The sequence below is a fragment of the Telluria sp. Soil_C_11 genome, from assembly GCF_057657395.1.
The window spans coordinates 1-17,701 of record NZ_JBDGIN010000002.1 but is presented as its reverse complement, the minus strand read 5'-3'; the positions used below and the strand labels follow the sequence as shown (position 1 = coordinate 17,701).

14 protein-coding genes and 2 tRNA genes are annotated in these 17,701 nt (G+C 66.2%); 3 read left to right on the top strand and 13 right to left on the bottom strand.

Annotated elements, in window-relative coordinates:
* Positions 1-2: 2 nt before the first annotated feature.
* Entirely contained in the window at positions 3-2,258 is a 2,256-nt protein-coding gene (locus tag AC3A6M_RS02905; RefSeq protein ID WP_487851241.1) for an ATP-binding protein, read from the top strand.
* Positions 2,259-2,295: 37 nt separating this feature from the next.
* Positions 2,296-2,754 carry a response regulator gene (locus tag AC3A6M_RS02900; protein WP_487851240.1) on the top strand — a complete coding sequence of 153 codons (459 nt, stop codon included), beginning with the start codon at positions 2,296-2,298 and terminating at the stop codon, positions 2,752-2,754.
* Between the two features lie 39 nt (positions 2,755-2,793).
* On the opposite strand, the gene AC3A6M_RS02895 is transcribed toward AC3A6M_RS02900, so the two are convergent.
* The 7 genes from AC3A6M_RS02895 to AC3A6M_RS02865 form a co-directional block, all read right to left on the bottom strand.
* Complete coding sequence (locus tag AC3A6M_RS02895; RefSeq protein ID WP_487851239.1) at positions 2,794-4,395, bottom strand: response regulator; 1,602 nt, start codon at positions 4,393-4,395, stop codon at positions 2,794-2,796.
* A gap of 115 nt (positions 4,396-4,510) precedes the next feature.
* Positions 4,511-7,237 carry a PAS domain-containing protein gene (locus tag AC3A6M_RS02890; protein ID WP_487851238.1) on the bottom strand — a complete coding sequence of 909 codons (2,727 nt, stop codon included), beginning with the start codon at positions 7,235-7,237 and terminating at the stop codon, positions 4,511-4,513.
* Positions 7,238-7,326: 89 nt separating this feature from the next.
* Positions 7,327-7,671, bottom strand: a complete 345-nt coding sequence (locus tag AC3A6M_RS02885) for an HNH endonuclease (protein ID WP_487851237.1) — start codon at positions 7,669-7,671, stop codon at positions 7,327-7,329.
* Positions 7,672-7,943: 272 nt separating this feature from the next.
* A complete protein-coding gene (locus AC3A6M_RS02880) occupies positions 7,944-8,456 on the bottom strand; it encodes a hypothetical protein (RefSeq protein ID WP_487851236.1) in 513 nt (170 codons plus the stop codon).
* Between the two features lie 63 nt (positions 8,457-8,519).
* Positions 8,520-8,723, bottom strand: a complete 204-nt coding sequence (locus AC3A6M_RS02875; protein WP_487851235.1) for an Imm27 family immunity protein — start codon at positions 8,721-8,723, stop codon at positions 8,520-8,522.
* 145 nt (positions 8,724-8,868) lie between these two features.
* On the bottom strand, positions 8,869-9,237 hold the full coding sequence (locus AC3A6M_RS02870; protein ID WP_487851234.1) for a PilZ domain-containing protein: 369 nt from the start codon (positions 9,235-9,237) through the stop codon (positions 8,869-8,871).
* A gap of 12 nt (positions 9,238-9,249) precedes the next feature.
* A complete protein-coding gene (locus AC3A6M_RS02865) occupies positions 9,250-10,653 on the bottom strand; it encodes an MFS transporter (protein WP_487851233.1) in 1,404 nt (467 codons plus the stop codon).
* Between the two features lie 151 nt (positions 10,654-10,804).
* Here AC3A6M_RS02865 and AC3A6M_RS02860 point away from each other — a divergent pair, with 151 nt between their 5' ends.
* Entirely contained in the window at positions 10,805-11,986 is a 1,182-nt protein-coding gene (locus tag AC3A6M_RS02860) for a DUF418 domain-containing protein (RefSeq protein ID WP_487851232.1), read from the top strand.
* On the opposite strand, the gene AC3A6M_RS02855 is transcribed toward AC3A6M_RS02860, so the two are convergent.
* The 6 genes from AC3A6M_RS02855 to AC3A6M_RS02830 form a co-directional block, all read right to left on the bottom strand.
* Complete coding sequence (locus AC3A6M_RS02855) at positions 11,983-13,860, bottom strand: potassium transporter Kup (RefSeq protein ID WP_487851231.1); 1,878 nt, start codon at positions 13,858-13,860, stop codon at positions 11,983-11,985. The genes AC3A6M_RS02860 and AC3A6M_RS02855 overlap by 4 nt on opposite strands.
* 28 nt (positions 13,861-13,888) lie before the next feature.
* A complete protein-coding gene (kdpE, locus tag AC3A6M_RS02850; RefSeq protein ID WP_487851230.1) occupies positions 13,889-14,575 on the bottom strand; it encodes a two-component system response regulator KdpE in 687 nt (228 codons plus the stop codon).
* On the bottom strand, positions 14,572-16,062 hold the full coding sequence (locus tag AC3A6M_RS02845) for a DUF4118 domain-containing protein (protein WP_487851229.1): 1,491 nt from the start codon (positions 16,060-16,062) through the stop codon (positions 14,572-14,574). The genes kdpE and AC3A6M_RS02845 overlap by 4 nt, the downstream gene beginning before the upstream one ends.
* A gap of 158 nt (positions 16,063-16,220) precedes the next feature.
* Positions 16,221-16,296: transfer RNA gene (locus tag AC3A6M_RS02840), tRNA-Asn, on the bottom strand.
* A 13-nt stretch (positions 16,297-16,309) separates the two neighbouring features.
* A complete protein-coding gene (locus AC3A6M_RS02835) occupies positions 16,310-17,437 on the bottom strand; it encodes an acyl-CoA dehydrogenase family protein (RefSeq protein ID WP_487851228.1) in 1,128 nt (375 codons plus the stop codon).
* Positions 17,438-17,492: 55 nt separating this feature from the next.
* Positions 17,493-17,568 (bottom strand) — tRNA-Asn (locus tag AC3A6M_RS02830).
* Positions 17,569-17,701: the final 133 nt, after the last annotated feature.

Genomic DNA, 17,701 nt, shown 5'->3' with positions numbered 1-17,701 from the left:
TCATGAATCCGGCCTCTTCCGCCCCTGTACTCGACCTGTCGGCCTGCGACAGGGAGCCGATTCGCACGCCCGGGAGCATCCAGCCGCACGGTTTCCTGCTGACCCTGTCGAGCGGACTCGAGGTATTGCAGGCCAGCGCCAATCTCGGCGACTGGACCGGCTGCCCGGCCCAGGCCGCTGCCGGCCGGCCGCTCGCCGAGGTGATCGGCGAAGCTGCCGCGCTGCGCCTGGCGCCCGAACTGGCGCCGGGGCCGGGTTCGAAGCTGGGCGCCCGCCCGTATTACGTGGGCACGGTCACGCTGGAGAACGGCCGCCATTTCGACGTGCTCGGGCACCAGTGGGATGGCCTGGCCCTCCTCGAATTCGAAAGCGTCGAGCGCGCCGAGCCGGCCGACTTCCGCCACCTGTACCCGCTGATCGGCGACTTCCTGCTGAAGGTCAACGACGCCGCCCGCATCGAGGCGCTGGCCGGGCTGGCCTGCCAGCACATCCGCGCTGTGACCGGCTTCGGCCGCGTGATGGTCTACCAGTTCGACGCCGACGGCCACGGTCACGTGGTGGCGGAATCGAAGGAAGATGGCTACCACTCCTACCTGGGGCAGCACTTCCCGGCCTCCGACATCCCGGTCCAGGCCCGCGAGCTGTACGCGCTGTCGCGCATCCGCCTGATCCAGGACGCCAACTACACGCCGGCGCCGCTGGTCCCGGCCCTCAACCCGCTGACGGGCAAGCCGAACGACCTGTCGTTCGCGGCCCTGCGCAGCGTTTCGCCGGTGCACCTGCAGTACATGCGCAACATGCAGACGCTGGCCTCGATGTCGGTGTCGCTGATGGTCAAGGGCAAGCTGTGGGGCCTGATCTCCTGCCACAACGCCGACCCGGCCCCGGTCTCGTTCGAAAAGCGCACCGCCTGCGAGCAGCTGGGCCAGATCCTGGCGCTGTGCATCGAGTCGCGCGAGGACGCGCACGAGCTGCAGTTCCGCCTCGAAGTGCGCCGCATCATGGTGTCGATGCTGGCCGGCCTGACCCAGGGCAGCGACTTCATCGAGAACCTGTCGAGCGTGTTCCCCGAGCTGCTGCGCTTCGCGCGCGCGTCCGGGGCCGCGATCGTGGTCGACGAGCGCGTGCTGACCTTCGGCGACGCCCCGGCGGAGAACGACATCCTGGCCCTGGTCGACTGGCTGGCGGTGCACGACCACGGCGACATCTACCATACCGACAAGCTGTCCGCGGCCTGGCCCGCGGCCGGCAAGTTCGTGCGCAACGCCAGCGGCCTGCTGGCGATGCCGATCTCGCGGATCCACAAGCACTACCTGCTGTGGTTCCGCCCCGAGTACGTGCACACGATCGAATGGGCCGGCAATCCGCATGGGAAGGAGCAGCAGCCGGACGCGCCGACCCAGCTCTCGCCGCGCACCAGCTTCGCTTCCTGGCGCGAAACCATCCACGGCACCAGCGTGCCCTGGCACGCCGGCGAGATCGAACTGGCGCTGGAGTTCCGCACCGCGCTGCTGGGCATCGCCCTCGAGCGCGCCGAGCAGATGGCCGAACTGGCCGAGGAACTGGGACGCGCCAACAAGGAACTGGAAGCCTTCTCCTACTCGGTGTCGCACGACCTGCGCGCGCCGCTGCGCCACATCGTCGGATTCGCCGACCTGCTGATCGAGTCGGCCGGCAGCGAGGATGGCGAACAGCGCATGCGCTTCCTGAAGAACATCAAGGACGCGGCGCGCCTGGCCGGCAAGCTGGTCGACGACCTGCTGTCGTTCTCGCAGATGGGCCGCGCCTCGCTGCGCCCGACCACGGTCGACATGGGCGAGCTGGTGGCCTCCTGCATCGACAAGCTGACGCTGGAAACCCGCGGCCGCCGCATCGAATGGGACATCGCCCCGCTGCCGACGGTCCATGCGGACCCGACCTTCCTGCACCTGGCGATGTTCAACCTGCTGTCGAACGCCGTGAAATTCACCGGCCAGCGCGACCCGGCCATCATCCGCGTCAGCGCCGAAGAGGCGCCCGACGAAACCATCTTCCACGTGGCCGACAATGGCGCCGGCTTCAACATGGAATATGTGCACAAGCTGTTCGGCGTATTCCAGCGCCTGCATCGCATGGAAGACTTCCAGGGCACCGGCATCGGCCTTGCCAACGTGCGCCGCATCGTCGAGCGTCACAACGGCCGCGTGTGGGCCAAGTCAGTCCAGGGCGAAGGCGCGACCTTCTCCTTTGCAATACCGAAACATGTACCAGACAACTGAATCAACCGAATTCACTGAACGAATCCTGAAAGAACGCATGCTCAAGCCCATCCTGCTCGTCGAAGACAACCCGAACGACCTGGAGCTGACGCTGATCGCGCTATCGAAAAGCCAGCTCGCCAACCAGGTGATCGTCGTGCGCGACGGCGCCGAAGCCCTCGACTACCTGCACCGGCGCGGCGAACACGCCCAGCGCCCCGCCGGCAATCCGGCCGTGGTGCTGCTCGACCTCAAGCTGCCGAAGGTCGACGGCCTCGAAGTGCTGAAGGACATCCGCGAGACGCCCATCCTGAAGCCGCTGCCGGTGGTGATGCTGACCTCGTCGAAGGAAGAACAGGACCTGGTGCGCAGCTACGAACTGGGCGTGAACGCCTATGTGGTCAAGCCGGTCGACTTTACGGAATTCGTGCGCGCGATCGCCGACCTGGGCATCTTCTGGGCGGTGCTGAACGAACCGCCGCCAGGGTCGCAACGCTACATCAAACCGGTCAAATAATGTAGGGTGGGCACCCCGTGCCCACGCGTGAACAACCGGTCAGGCCGACCGGCGGCGCAGCAAATGACGGATCCGGGCGCTCAGGGCGTCCGGGTGATAAGGCTTCTGCAGCAGGTTGATGTTCGCCTCCACCTTGCCTTCATGCGCCAGCACGCCTTCGGCGTAGCCCGAGGTGTACAGGATCTGCGCCCGCGGCAACCGCTCGCGCACCACTTCCCCCAGCTGCAGGCTGCTCACCGGTCCCGGCATGATGACGTCGCTGAACACCAGGTCGATCTGCTCGCCGCTCTCCACGATCGCCCTGGCCACCGCCGCATCCGGCGCTTCCAGCACGCGGTAACCGAGCGCCGACAGGATGCCGCAGGTGGCGCTGCGCACGTCTTCCTCGTCCTCGACCACCAGGATGGTTTCCGGGCCGCCCAGCAGCGGCGCCGCCGCCACGTCCTCGACCACGCCCGGCTCGGCCTCGCTGCGCGGCAGCCAGATGCGCACGCTGGTGCCCTTGCCTTCTTCGCTGTGGAGGACGATCTCGCCGCCCGACTGCTTCACGAAGCCGTAGGCCATCGACAGGCCCAGGCCCGTGCCCTGTCCGGTCGGCTTGGTGGTGAAGAAGGGTTCGAAGGCGCGCTCCAGCACTTCCGGCGCCATGCCCTTGCCGGTGTCGGCGATCTCGATCATCACGTAATGGCCCGCCGCCAGCGCGGGCGGCAGCGCGCCGCCGGGCCCCACGTTGGCGGCGCGGATGGTGAGCGTGCCGCTGCCGGCCATCGCGTCGCGCGCGTTGATGGCCAGGTTCAGCAGCACGTTGTTCAGCTGGTTCGGGTCGACCAGGGTGCTGCCCAGGCGGTGCTCGATCTCGGTGACGATGCGCGCGCGCGGTCCGAGCACGCGCCGCATCATGTCTTCCATCTCGCGCAGCAGGTGCCCCGGATTGATGACCACGGCCTGCAGCGGCTGGCGGCGGGCGAAGGCCAGCAGGTGCGAGGACAGCTTGGCGCCGCGCTCGACGCCGGCCAGCGCCATGTCGACGCGCGCCTTGCCGGCCTCGTTCAGGTGGCCGACCAGTTTCAGGAGCTGCAGGTTGCCGCCGATGATCTGCAGGACGTTGTTGAAATCGTGGGCCACGCCGCCGGTCAGCTGGCCGATCGCTTCCATCTTCTGGGCATGGAACAGGGCCGACTGGCTGGCCGCCAGCTGTTCCTGGCTGTGGCGCAGCGACACGAAGGCGGCGTCGCGCTGGCGCCGCGCGATGAAGGCGTCGCTGTGGTAGCGCACGCGCGCCACCAGTTCGCGCGGGTCCGGCCATTTCACCAGGTAGTCGTTGGCGCCGACCGCGAAGGCCCTGGCCTTGATGTCCGGATCGTCCTCGGACGACAGCACGATCACGGGGATGTGTTCGGTGTCGCGGTCGGCGCGCAGGCGCCGCGTCACTTCCAGGCCATCGATCTCCGGCATGCGCAGGTCGACCAGCACGACCGTCGCGCCGATCTCCTTGGCGAGTTCGACCGCCATCTCCGGCCGGCTCGCGAAGCGCAGCGTATGCGGCGAGCAGGCTTTCATGCCATGCGTGATGATGTCCTCGGCAAAAGGTTCGTCATCGATGAGCAGAACGGAACAGCGGGTGGAGTCGTCTTGGGTCATTGCAACTGCGGTGGAAGTCGGTGATCGGAGAGCGCGAATTGCAAAATCGTAAGCTTTGATTTTACATCAAGCCCAGCAGCGATGACGTCTTACCCATGGGGAAATCGTCAAATTTTTATACAGTCATTGCCGTATCGGCAAGCAAAACGTCGAGCTCCAGGTGGTTGACCGGCTTGGTCAGGTGGAAGTCGAAGCCAGCGTCGCGCGTCAGGCCGCGGTCCCGCTCCTGCCCCCAGCCGGTCACGGCGATGATGCGCAAGGCTTCCTCGCGCTGGCGCTGGCGCAGTTCGCGCGCCACTTCGAGGCCGTTCATGCCGGGCATGCCGATGTCGAGCAGGACCACCTCCGGCTTGAATTCGCCGGCCAGCCGCAGCCCTTCGGGTCCGTCATGCGCCTCGCGCACCTGGTGGCCGGACGCCTGCAGCAGGGCGACCATGCTGGCGGCGGCGTCGAGGTTGTCGTCCACCACCAGCACCCGGCGCGCGTGCAGCCGGACGTCGATGCTGACGCGCGGCTCGGCGACGCCTGGCCGGCCCTCGGTCGCCAGCAACGGCAGCCGCACCGTGAAGGTGGTGCCATGCCCGTGGCCCTCGCTGGCCGCGACCACCGTGCCGCCGTGCAGTTCGACGAAGCCCTTGACCAGCGACAGGCCGATCCCCAGGCCGCCCTGGCTGCGCTCGAGCGCCGGCGCGACCTGGGAAAACAGGCCGAAGATGTCCTGCAGGTGTTCCGGCGCGATGCCGATCCCGCTGTCGGCGATCGTCACCCGGGCTTCCTGCCCGCTGCGCTCCGCCTCGATGCGGATGATGCCGCCGTGCGGGGTGAACTTGATGGCATTGTTCAGCAGGTTCAGGAAGCACTGGGCGATGCGGGTCGCGTCCGCGTCGGCGCACAGGGGGTCGTCGGTGATGTGCAGGGCGACCTCGTGCCCGGCCGTCTTGAGCGCCCCTTCCACCGCATGCAGGGCATCCGACAGGCAGTCCACCAGCGACACCGCCTGCCGGCGCAACGTGACCTTGCCCTGGGTGATGCGCGACACTTCGAGCAGGTCGTCGACCAGCCGCGCGAGGTGGCGCGACTGCCGGTCGATCACCGCCAGCGCGCGCTCGACCTGCGGCGGCAGCTGCGAGAACCGGGTCAGCAGGGCCGCCGCGTTCCTGATCGGCGCCAGCGGATTGCGCAGCTCGTGCGCGAGGGTGGCCAGGAATTCATCCTTGCGCTGGTCGGCCAGCCGAAGCGCGTTCCGGGCTTCGGTCTGGGCCGTGATGTCGGTGTGGGTGCCGAACCAGTGCAGCACCCGCCCATCGCCGTCCTTCAGCGGCACGATGCGGGTGAGGAAGGGGAAATAGTGGCCGTCGGCGCGGCGCAGCCGGGATTCCATCTCGTACGGTTCGCCGGTGCCGAGCGAGTGCCGCCAGCGCTGGTCCGCCGCCGGCAGGTCGGCCGGCTCGTAGGCCTGCTGCCAGCGCCAGCCCATCGAGCCCTCGGTATCCAGTCCGGTATATTCGTACCAGCGCCGGTTCAGCCAGTACACGCCGCCGTCCGGGCTGGACATCCAGGCCAGCTGCGGTATCTCGTCGGCCAGGGTGCGAAAGTGCGCTTCCAGTTCCGCCGCCGCTTCCTCGCTGCGCTTGCGGTCGCTGATGTTGGCGATCACGCCGAAGGCCGACACCGGCGCGCCGTGTTCGTCGTATTCGGCCTGCGCGCGCAGGTGCAGCCACAGCGTGTCTCCGCGCGCCGTGCGCAGCCTGAACTCGGCCTCGCATGCGCCCCTGAGCCGGATGCTCTCGAAGATCCGCTGGCGCAGCGCCGTCCGGTCCTCGGGCAGGACGTACTGCAGCAGCGCGTCCGGCTCGGGAAACAGGGTGCGCGACGCGAAGCCCAGCATGTGTTCCAGCTCCGGGCTCCACCACGCGCGCCGGCGCGGCAGGTCCAGGCTGAAAGCGCCCATCTGGCCGGCCTGCAGCGCCATGCGCAGGGTCTGCTGCCGCTCGCGCAGGCGCGCGGCCGCGCGCGAGGTCTTTTCGGCCCGGGCCAGGTCGCGGTACATGCTGACGTGCTCGGTGAGCAGCATGACCAGGACGAAGCTGGACGCGAACAGCGCATACACCCGGCCGGCGTAGAAGCCGACGTCCCACCTGCCGGCGTTCACGATGGCGACCAGGCCGATCTCGAAGAACCACGCCGACAGGACCACCATCAGCCACAGGTCCATCGCCGAGGGCGAGCGGCGGGTGAACAGGACCGCCAGCGCCACGGCGGTCATGATCCACTGGCCGTAGCGTCCCAGGTTGAACCAGGCCGAATAGTGTACGCCGGCGAGCATCGGCGGCAGGAAGTCGTTGCCGAGGATGGCCAGGGCGCTCAGGGCGGCCGCGCAGGCCAGCGTCACGCCAGCCGCCAGCAGCTCCGCCGCCGGTCCGCGCGCGCGCCGGGCCTTGTCCTTGAGCAGGGCGTAGCCGATGACGCACAGCGGAAAGCCGGTGTGCCAGAACACGTGCAGATAGCCGGTGGTCTGCGCGCCGCCGCCCACGACGCCGCCGGGCGCGAACACGCCGGGGTAGCTCAGCAGGTGGATGCTGGCCATCAGCGCCGAGTACAGGTACCCGCAGGCCAGCACCAGGATGGCCAGTTGCCGGTGCAGGCGCAGGTAACCGAACAGCAGCGTGGCGGTGATCAGGTCGTTGATGACGATGACCGGCTGGTACAGCGGGATGAACCAGTTGGCGATGCCGACGAAGCGGTCCGCGACGGGGATGAGCGCGACGAACATCGCGAGCGATGCGGCAAACAGGCCCAGCGCCAGGCGCCGCGATGCCGGACCAGCCGGATACTCGGACAAGGTTCTCGGGTGAAGCTGGGGTATCGGGGCTTCCTGGATCATGCGCCAGCATAACAAACCCCATCTTTACGGGCAGTCCGATTGAACGCTCAGCGGCGGCCGCGCTTGCTGTTCGCCGTGTAGGTGCGGGTATAGAACTCCGGCGGCTTGTTCGCCACCCAGCCGATGAAGGACTGGATGTCTTCGTGCCGCTTCAGTGCGTCCCAGGTGTGGTAGGCGCGCAGCAATTCGCGCTCCGACAGGGTCGCATGGATCTTCCGGTGGCAGATCTTATGGATCGGAAACTGTTCCCTGCCCTTCAGCGATTTCGGCACAAGGTGGTGGCGGTCGATGTTGACGGTGCCGAGCGGGCGCCCGCACAAGGGGCACAAGGCTTCGTCGGCGGGAGCGTTGGAAGCCTCGGGAAAGTCGGGAATGCGGGAGCGGCGCGCCATCCCTCCCATATCGAGGCGGGCGGCGCCGTTTAAAGGGTTGCTGCCCAGCCAGGGCAGCGGCGTTTTGCCCAGATGCTGGATGACGCGATCACTGAAAAGACGGGTAATGATTACAAAGACTTTTTCGCCATCTTCGTTACATCAGGCGTGGTGAAGTGACTAGGGAAGTGAAAATTTTCGGCTGACGTGACCTGGATACTGAAAAATTCGGATGCCTTGGCAGGATGTATCGGCACGGTGCTTCCGACCCTTAGCGGACGTCAGGCTAACGTTCAGGTGCGGGCATCCGCCAAGGTTCGCGTGTCCGTGTATCTTGCTACAAATGAACGAGCCGCTTGGTCAGGTAGATTGATAAGGATGGTCGCGCTACTGTCCCAACAGGCGATCTCAAACAAGGCACCGTCAAGTTGAGGGGCAGGCTCCTCCCCGCTCCAGTAAGTGGGGTTACCATCAGCGTATGGGGCAATCCAACAGTGCGAGCGGAACCCTTTAGGGACAGCGCTAAATACTGCCCAGATAAATTGCACTTCATGTTTGCGCAGGAAAGACGCTAATTCCTCGCCAGAAAACCATTGATCAACTGGAGAGAAATCAGGAGGTGTCCAATTCGTTTCAATGTCGCTGACGTACCAATCATAGTGTTGAGGGGCGATGTTCGCGGCATCAAACACATCGCGCATGTTGGTGAACCAACAGACTTGATCGGTTTTTTCTAAGATGAGGTTCATTGTCTCTTTGTAGAGTGCGGGCTTCGTGCCTCCGCTCTTGTCCGGTTGCGGATTCATTGTAGCGTCCGCCTTCGACCCAGAGCAGACATTGCGAAATCAGCTTTAACGGCTAATCGAGCTTCAACAAGCGGTTTTTCGAAGACGGCGAAGTCTCGGACTACCACCACCATGCTGCCCTGAGTCAGGGTAATCCATAACCCATCGTTCGCCAGTTCGATCATCGTCGTAATAGATCTCCCAGCCCGACTCGTCCTGCCCAACTTTTTTCAGCGCTGCTGCTTTCTCGTACGCGGCAACCCCTCGATACTCATCGTCATGATTCATGGGTGTTCGGCCTCTCTTAGGCAACAGCATTCCCTTTTGGCGGAGGTCCGCTCCTGGCCGATAGCGGAAGTTCAACAAGTCTACGGCAGTTATTGCTTATCTCGCAACAAATCAATCTGTCTGAACGAATTTTTCAAAAAGTACGTCAGGCGTTTTTCACTAACTTGACGCAGCTTTCACGTTCCGTGTCACCCGACACCAGAAAACCGGCGATGGCATTCCTGGTTTCCGCGCCGATGTCTTCGAACCGGGCCCCGACCTTGAATCCGACCGGCACGCCGGATGCCGTGTGATGCACGATGTGGATGCGCACGCGGTGAAGCACAGGGCTGCCCGGCATCCTGAACTGCAGCTGGCGCAGCTCGCCGTGGATGATGGCCGACGGGGACGCGAAGCTGATTCCGCTAAGGGAAATATCGAGCAGGACGACCGGCGCCCAGGAAGTCGTGCCGGCATCCGCCAGATACGCCTGCTCTCGCATCAGCTTTCGGGCATGGGCGCGCTGTTCTTTCATGCCGTCGCTCACTCAGCTGCGTGCCGGCGCGGCAACCACCAGGCGCGAGAAGCTGGCGATGCTGGCCACCGCGGCAAAGGCGGCGGCGATGGCGATCGCATACCAGGTGCCGCGCAGGTGGAACATGGTCAGGCACAGCGCCACCAGCGCCGCGCCGGTCGATTGCCCGACCAGGCGCGCGGTCGCCACCATGCCGCTGGCGCTGCCGCTGCGCGAGGGCGGCGCGCTGCCCATGATCGCTTTCACGTTGGGCGCCTGGAAGAAACCGAAACCGACGCCGCACACGGCCATGCGCCAGCCGATGTCGAGCGCCGAGGGAGCGCTCGACATGCCCAGCAGCAAGCCCAAACCGGCCGCCAGGATCAGCAGGCCGACGCCTCCCAGCAGGCCCGGAGAATAGCGGTCGCTGAGGCGCCCCGCCAGCGGCGCCATCACGCCGACCATGACCGGCCACGGCGTCAGCAGGAAGCCGGTCTCCACCGCCGTGCGGCCCAGCTGGCTTTCGAAGTAGAACGGCAGCGCGACGAAGGCCAGCGCCTGGGCCGCGAAGGTGCACACCGCGGTCAGGGTCGACAGCGAGAACAGCGGCAGGCGGAACAGGTCGACCGGCAGCAGCGGCGCCGGATGGTTCTTCTGGCGGCGCAGCAGCAGGAAGAAGAACAGCAGCGCCAGCACTACCTCCGGCAACAGGGTGCGCAGGCCGACGCGGTGGGCGGCGTCGCCCAGCGCCAGGATCGCGATGCCGAAGGCGGCCACGTTGTACAGGCCGGCCACGCCATCGACCTTGTGGCTGGCGCGCCCGGTTTCCGGCAACGCCTTGCGCGCCAGGAACCAGCCAAGGATGCCGGGAACCACGTTGATGCCGAACAGCCACTCCCATGACGAAGTGGCGAGGATCACGGAGGCGAGGCTGGGGCCGACGGCAAAGCCGATCGCCACCACCAGCGCGTTATTGCCGAAACCGCGCCCGTGCAGCCGGGCCGGATAGACGGCGCGGATCAGGGCCGAGTTGACGCCCATGAGGGCCGCCGCGCCGAGCCCCTGGAACAGGCGCGCCACGATCAGCGCCGGCAGCGACCAGGCCAGCGCGCACCCCAGCGAGGCGGCCGTGAACAGGGCCATGCCGGCCATGTAGACGCGCTTGTAGCCGATGGTCTCGCCCAGCGCCGCCACCGGCAGCAGGGTCGCGACCATCGCCAGCTGGTAGGCGTTGACGATCCAGACGGAGTTGGCGGGGGTGGCGTGCAGCTGGTCGGCCATCGCCGGCAGTGCGGTGTTGGCGATCGCGGTATCGAGCGCGGACATGCCCACCCCCAGCGACAGCGCGATGACGGCCCACATCAGCTGTCCTTTTTCCAGGCCGTCGACCGGCACCTTGTCTTGCTCGTAACTGCCTGTATTGACTGGGGATTTCATGCTGGGTCCGCGACAAAACAGCGATTATAGGTGGCGCGGGCGAGGTCTGCTGGAGAGGGGGAAAAATGCCGGCCTTCCCCACGGCTTCCATGAGAGCAACAGACGCCTTACACTGTCCGGAATCCGCCGCTCAACAAGAAAAAGACCTGCGATGCCGCTCGAATCCCCCCGTGACCCCGATCGCACCACCGGACCGCGGTCCTTGACGCCAGGCGCCATCGAGGCCAGCCGGCGTCTCGATGCCATCGATATCCTGCGCGGCATCGCATTGTTCGGTGTCCTGGCCGTCAATCTCGTCGCCGAATTCCGGGTATCGATCTTCGCCCAGTTCGCGCCGGCGACCGCCGAGCCGGGCCTCGCCGACCGGATCGCGACGGCCTTCGTGCGCGACGGCCTGGAACTCAAGGCCTTCGCGCTGTTCTCTTTCCTGTTCGGCGTCGGGCTGGCCATGCACTTCGAGCGCCTGTCCGGCACGGGAAGGCCGCTCTATTGGCTGGTGCGCCGCCTTCTGGCCCTGCTCGCTTTCGGCCTCGTTCACCTGCTGCTGATCTGGAATGGCGACATCCTGACCGAATACGCAATGGCGGGATTGCTCGTCCTGCCCCTGCTATACGCATCGCGCCGGGTGCTGGCGTTCGCCGCAGCGGCGCTGTTCGCCCTCTACCTGGCGCTGCCCGCGCTGCCCTTGCCGCTTGCCTGGCCGGAGCCCGTGTGGATCGCGCACCATCTGGCACAGGCGAACCAGGTACTGCGTACAGGCGACTGGTTCCAGGTGACGCGTTTCAGCCTGCGGGAACTGCCCTTCCTGCTGCCCTTGCACGTGTATATTTTCCCCCGCACCCTCGGCCTGTTCGTGCTTGGCATGCTGGCCTGGCGCTGCGGGATCTTTTCCAGGCCCGCCGAACGCAGGGGGCAGATCGCCGGCCTGGGCTGCCTGCTCGGGGCCAAGGGCATTGCGCTGGCCTCGACCAATGCGCAAGAACTGTCCAATCTGGTCCCGGTCTGCCTGGCGCTGGCGTTCGCGGCAGCGATCCTGTATGCCGTCGAGTTCACCTCGGCGCACGCCCTGCTCCGCCCATTCTCCGCGATTGGCCGTATGGCCTTCACCAACTATATTGCGCAGTCGCTCGTCTTCGGGTGGCTGTTTTTCGGCTATGGACTGGGCCAGTTCGGTCTGCTGCGCCCCGCACCGGTCCTTGCCTTGGGCGTTGCCGTGTATGTCGTGCAGATGCGGGTAAGCGTGCTGTGGCTGCGCCGTTACCGCTTCGGTCCCATCGAATGGCTGTGGCGTACGCTGATGTACGGCGTGCGGCAGCCGATGAAGCGCTCCTAGATCTCGACCTGCGTTCCCAGTTCGACCACTCTGTTGGCCGGTATCCGGTAATAATCGGCCGCGTCGCGGGCATTGCGGGACATGGTGGCGAACAAGGCTTCGCGCCACATGGCCATGCCGCTGCCGACCGTGGGAATCACGTTCTGGCGGGCGATGAAGTAGGAAGTCTGCATCGGCTCGAAGGCCAGCCCCTCGGCCGCACACGACTCCAGCGCGGCCGGGATGTCGCGGTCTTCCACGAACCCGTAACGCAGGTCGATCTGGTAGCAGTCGTGTCCCAGGTTCGTGACCGACATGCGCTGCTCCGGCCGTATGCGGGGAATGTCTTCATTATGGATGGTCAGGAAAATCGTGCGTCCGTGCAGGATGCGGTTATGCATGAGGTTGTGCAGCATGGCGTGAGGCACGCCGTCGCCTTCGGCGCGGAAGAATACCGCGGTCCCCTCGACCCGCGTCGGCGCGCCGGTGAACAGGGATTGCAGGAAGTCGTCGAGCGGCACCAGGTGCTGGCGCAGGTTGTCGTGCACCAGTGCCCGCCCCCGCTGCCACGTCAGCATCACCACGACGGCGACTGTGCCGAGCACCAGAGGGAACCAGCCGCCGTGCAGGATCTTGAGGGTATTCGCCGAAAACAGTGCGATATCGATTACCAGGAATAATCCGGTGGCGGACCAGGCCAGCAGCGCGTTGTACTTCCAGCCATGGCGGACGACGAAGAAGGTCAGGATCGTCGTCATCAGCATCGTCGCGGTCACCGCGATGCCATAGGCCGAGGCCAGGTTGGACGACGATCCGAAACCGACGACGGCCAGCACCACGGCACACAGCTGCAGCCAGTTCACGAAAGGCACGTAGATCTGCCCCATCTGCCGCTCGGAGGTGTACACGATGCGCAGGCGTGGGAGATAGCCGAGGGCGACCGCCTGTTGCGTGATCGAAAAGGTGCCCGAGATCGTCGCCTGCGAGGCGATCACGGTCGCCAGCGTCGCCAGCGCCACCAGGGGATAGACGCTCCAAGGGCCGAGCTGCTGGTAGAAGGGATTCGACACCGCTTCCGGCCGCGACAGCAGCAAGGCCCCCTGGCCGAGGTAGTTCAGGGCCAGGCCGGGAAAAACGATGGTGAACCAGGCGATACGGATCGGCTTTTTACCGAAGTGCCCCATGTCGGCATACAGCGCTTCGGCTCCCGTGAACGCCAGCACTACCGCGCCGAGCGCCAGGAAGGCGAGCCAGCCGTTGTCAAGGAGGAAGCGCAGCGCGTGCCAGGGATTGATGGCGGCCAGGATGCGCGGATTGTCGGCGATATTCAACATTCCCATGACTCCCAGCATGGCGAACCAGACCAGCACGACCGGGCCGAACCAGCGGCCGATGCCCGCGGTTCCCTTGTGCTGGACGGAATACAAGGCAAACAGCACGGCCACGGTAAGCGGCACGACATAGGGCTTCAGCGCCGGCGTCGCCACTTCCAGGCCCTCGATCGCCGACAGCACCGAGATCGCGGGCGTGATGACGCCGTCGCCGAAGAACAGTGCCGCCCCGATCAGCCCGATGATGGCGAGCGGTCCCTGCCAGCGTGAGCGGGCACCCACGGATTTCAAGGCCAGGGCTACCAGCGCCATGATGCCGCCTTCCCCCCGGTTGTCCGCCCGCAGGATCAGCGCGACATACTTGATCGAGACGACCATGGTCAGTCCCCACAGGATCAGGGAGACCACGCCCAGCAGGTTGCCCTCGTCGAGCGGCAGTCCATGCTCGGGCGAAAACACTTCCTTCAGCGTGTAGAGCGGGCTGGTGCCGATATCGCCATAGACGATGCCGATGGCGGCGAGCGTCAACGCCGCCGTGCCGGTTTTCTTTTGTTCGATGCTCAAGCTATCCTCGCGTGCGGGAGGTGGCCGGTTACAGCTGGAAGCGGTAGCCGACCCCGGTTTCGGTGAGAAAGTGAACCGGCTGTGCCGGGTCGACTTCCAGTTTCTGGCGCAGGCGGCTCATGTAGACCCGCAGATAGTGGCCGCGCTCGCCGTGATTCGGTCCCCATACTTCCTGCATGAGGTGGCGCTGGGTCAGGACTTTCCCGGCATTGGCGACAAGAACACCGAGGAGGCGGTACTCGATCTGGGTCAGGTGAATGTGCTCGCCATTGCGCTCGACGATCCTCTTCGGGCGGTCGAACGTAACCTGGCCGAAGCGGATCGTCGGCGTCGCCTCCTGGCCCTGGAAGCGGCGCCGCAACAGGGCGCGGACCCGGGCGGCCAGCTCGGCCACGCCGAACGGCTTGGTCAGGTAATCGTCCGCGCCCGCATCGAGGGCCTCGACCTTTTCGCGCTCCTCGGTGCGGGCCGACAGGATCAGGACCGGCGCCTGCGACCAGCCGCGGAACTCGCGGATGACGTCAACGCCGTCCATGTCCGGCAGGCCCAGGTCGACGATCAGCAGGTCCGGCTTCCTGGTTCCGGCTTCGGTCAGGCCGGCGCTTCCCGAATCCGCCTCGTGCACGCGGCAGCCTTCCGACTCCAGGCTGGCGCGGACGAAACGCCGGATCTGGGGCTCGTCCTCGATCAGCAGCACATGCGGCTCGGTACTCATGCTTCGTCCTCGACGGCCGGTGGATTGCCGAGCGGTAGGCGGATCGTGACGCAGGCCCCGCCGCCGTCGCGGTTGGCCGCCTCGATGCGGCCGCCGTGCGCGTCCATGATCGAGCGGCAGATCGCCAGGCCCAACCCCACGCCCGAGGTTGGGGATTCGGCCCGGCCGCGCTCGAACATGCCGAACACCCGGTCGATGTCTTCTGCAACGAAGCCCTGTCCCCGGTCGCACACCGCGACACCTGCGCAGCCGGACTCCACGAACGCGCGGATCTCCAGCGGGGTGCCGGGGGCCGAATACTTGGCCGCGTTTTCCAGCAGATTGCAGAGGACCCGTTCGATCAGTACCGCATCGAACTCGACTAGGGGCATGTGCGGCGACAGCGCGACCCGCACGGCCCGCCCCTCCAGGGTGGAGCGCATCAGCTGCAGGCTGCTGCCGATCACGTCCTCCAGCAATTGCCACTCCCGGTTCAGCCTTACCTTGCCCGCCTGCAGCCTGGCCATGTCGAGCAGATTGTTCAACAGGCGCGTCATCGCCTGCGCCTGGTCGCGGATCGCGCCCGCCATGCCGCGCGCCTTCTCGCCCACGTCGGCCTGGTTGGCGGCCAGCGCGTCGGCCGTGCCGACCAGCGCGGTCAGTGGCGTGCGCAGGTCGTGCGACAGGGCCGACAGCACCGAGTTGCGCAGGCGCTCGGCGTCCGCTTCCAGCTGGCTGGTATGGGCCACCTCGACGTAATGCAGGCGTTCGACGGTCAGCGCCACCACGGAGGCGACCGCGTCGATCATCTGCAGGTTCGCGTCGATGACGCTCGCATGGGCGGCGGACACGATCAGCACCCCGCGGTCGCGGGTCGCGCCGCGCAAGGGATTGACGCGGCAGACCTGGCCGGCGCCCGTGTCCGCTTCCACCGGCCTGCCTTTCTGCAAGGCAAGCGCCGCGAACCTGGCCTGGACGAGGTGCGGCGCAAGGGTCGGCAGGCTGCCGGCATCGTCGAGAAGATGCAGCTCCGCCTGGCATCCCTGCCCGCTCATGTAGCGCTCCAGCGGCCCGGCCACCTGCCCGATCTCGATCACGCCCGCCAGCTCGCGCGCCAGCCCGTACAAGCCCTCGGCCTGCAGTTCGCGTTCGCGCGCCGCTACCGCCTGCCGCTGCAGGCCGGCAGTGAGATTGGCCGTGACCAGGCCGACGGCCAGCATGACCGCGAACGTCACCAGGTACTGGACGTCGCTGACCGCCAGGGAAAATCGTGGGGGCACGATGATCACGTCGAACAGGGCCACGCTGAGAAAGGAGGCGACGACGGCAGGGCCGCGGCCAAGAAAGCGTGCGACCAGGAACACGGCGAGAAGATAAATCATCACCGTGTTGGCGGCGTCGAGAATGTCGTGCACCAGCGTGACCAGCACGGTGGTGGCAATGCAGGCAAGGACGGACAGTCCGTAGGCGGTGACACGCTTCCCTGACGGAGGAAATCTTGTGCTCATGCAGGGGAGATTACCGGACAGCGGCAAAAAACTGCGTAGAGAAATGGCTGGGGCGCGTAAAAATGTTGTAAACGTACAAGATGAGCGGCGCCAGCTCGCGCGCGGCAGAGCCGGAAATAAAGAAGGGCCGCGTTCGCACGCGGCCCTTCTTCGTATTCTGGCTCCCCGACCTGGACTCGAACCAGGGACCTGCGGATTAACAGTCCGTCGCTCTACCGACTGAGCTATCAGGGAATTGAGGCTCGTATTATAGCGGCATAGTTGCCGTTTGACCAGTGTCGGCGCGCGGCATCAGCAAGGCATGCTGCGATGCCGTATGGAAGTCGCGCCAGACCCGGTTGATCGGACTGTCCTCGCGCGCCGCGTACAGGCCGCAGTACGGATACAGCGCATCGACCGCACGGCGCGAGGCGGTTACCCACTCCATCGACAGGGCTTCCATCTGCGCCGCTTCCTCATCGCTGACCGTGCCGCCGGCCGCGACCTGGGCCCAGGTCGCGTCCAGCAGCGCGTAGAAGCGCGCGCGGACTTCCTCCAAAGCCGCACGCGTGGCGTCCAGCAGCGCGCGTACGGCGGGCACCTCGATCAGCGGCTCGCCCTGCCCGCCGAAGCGGTTGCGGCGCCGCGCGATGCACTCCTGCGCCAGTTCGACGAAGTGGAAAGCCATGCCGGCCACGTTGGCCGACAGGGTCACGAACGCGAACGGGAGGAAGGGAAAACGGTACAGCGCGCCCTGCTCCCGGGCCCGGGCAGGATCGATTGCGAAGCCATGGTCGGCGTGCAGCCATTGCCCACGCACGCGGTAGGCATGCGAGGCGGTGGCGCGCAGGCCGATGCTGCGCCAGTTGGGCACGATCTCGACCAGCGCGGCCGGCACCACGAAGGCCTGGATGCGCGGCTGGCCGGCGTCGTCGAGCAGCGGCTGGCCGCCCTCGCGCAGGATCGCGTTGAAGGTGAAGTGGGTGGCCATCGGCGCGCCGCTGGCGTAGTCCCACAGACCTTCGATGCGCCAGCCCTCCCCTTCCTGGTCGGCGTAACCGGTCGGCGCGCCGCTGCCGGCCAGGCAGACCTGCGGCGTCGCCAGGATCGCGCGCGCCAGGGCCGGGGCCAGGAAGCCCGCGAACCAGCCGGCGCCGGCGCACAGGGTCACGGTCCAGCCCATGCTGCCGTCGACGCGGGCGATCGCCTCTTCCAGCCGCACGACGTCCGGCAGCGCCAGCTCTTCGCCGCCGACCGCGCGCGGGGCCAGCATGCGCAGCCAGCCGCGCTCGTGGATCAATGCCTGCTGGGCCGGATGCAGCCAGCCCGCGGCATCGGCCTGGGCGGCATGTCCGGCGATGAGGGCGGCGTCGTGTTCGGAAAGTGCGGAGATCATGGGCATGCCCTGGAAAAGCAAAAGGCCGCTTCGATGAAGCGGCCTTTCCGTATTCTGGCTCCCCGACCTGGACTCGAACCAGGGACCTGCGGATTAACAGTCCGTCGCTCTACCGACTGAGCTATCAGGGAATTGAGGCACGCATTATAACCGCTGGGAGGAATCCGGCAAGGTTTTTTTGCGACGCTGTTAGTGCTAAGTAGTAATGTCCCGTCTCCGCAAAGTAGAGATGTCCCCTAGGATATGTCCGAAGGGAGGAAAGGA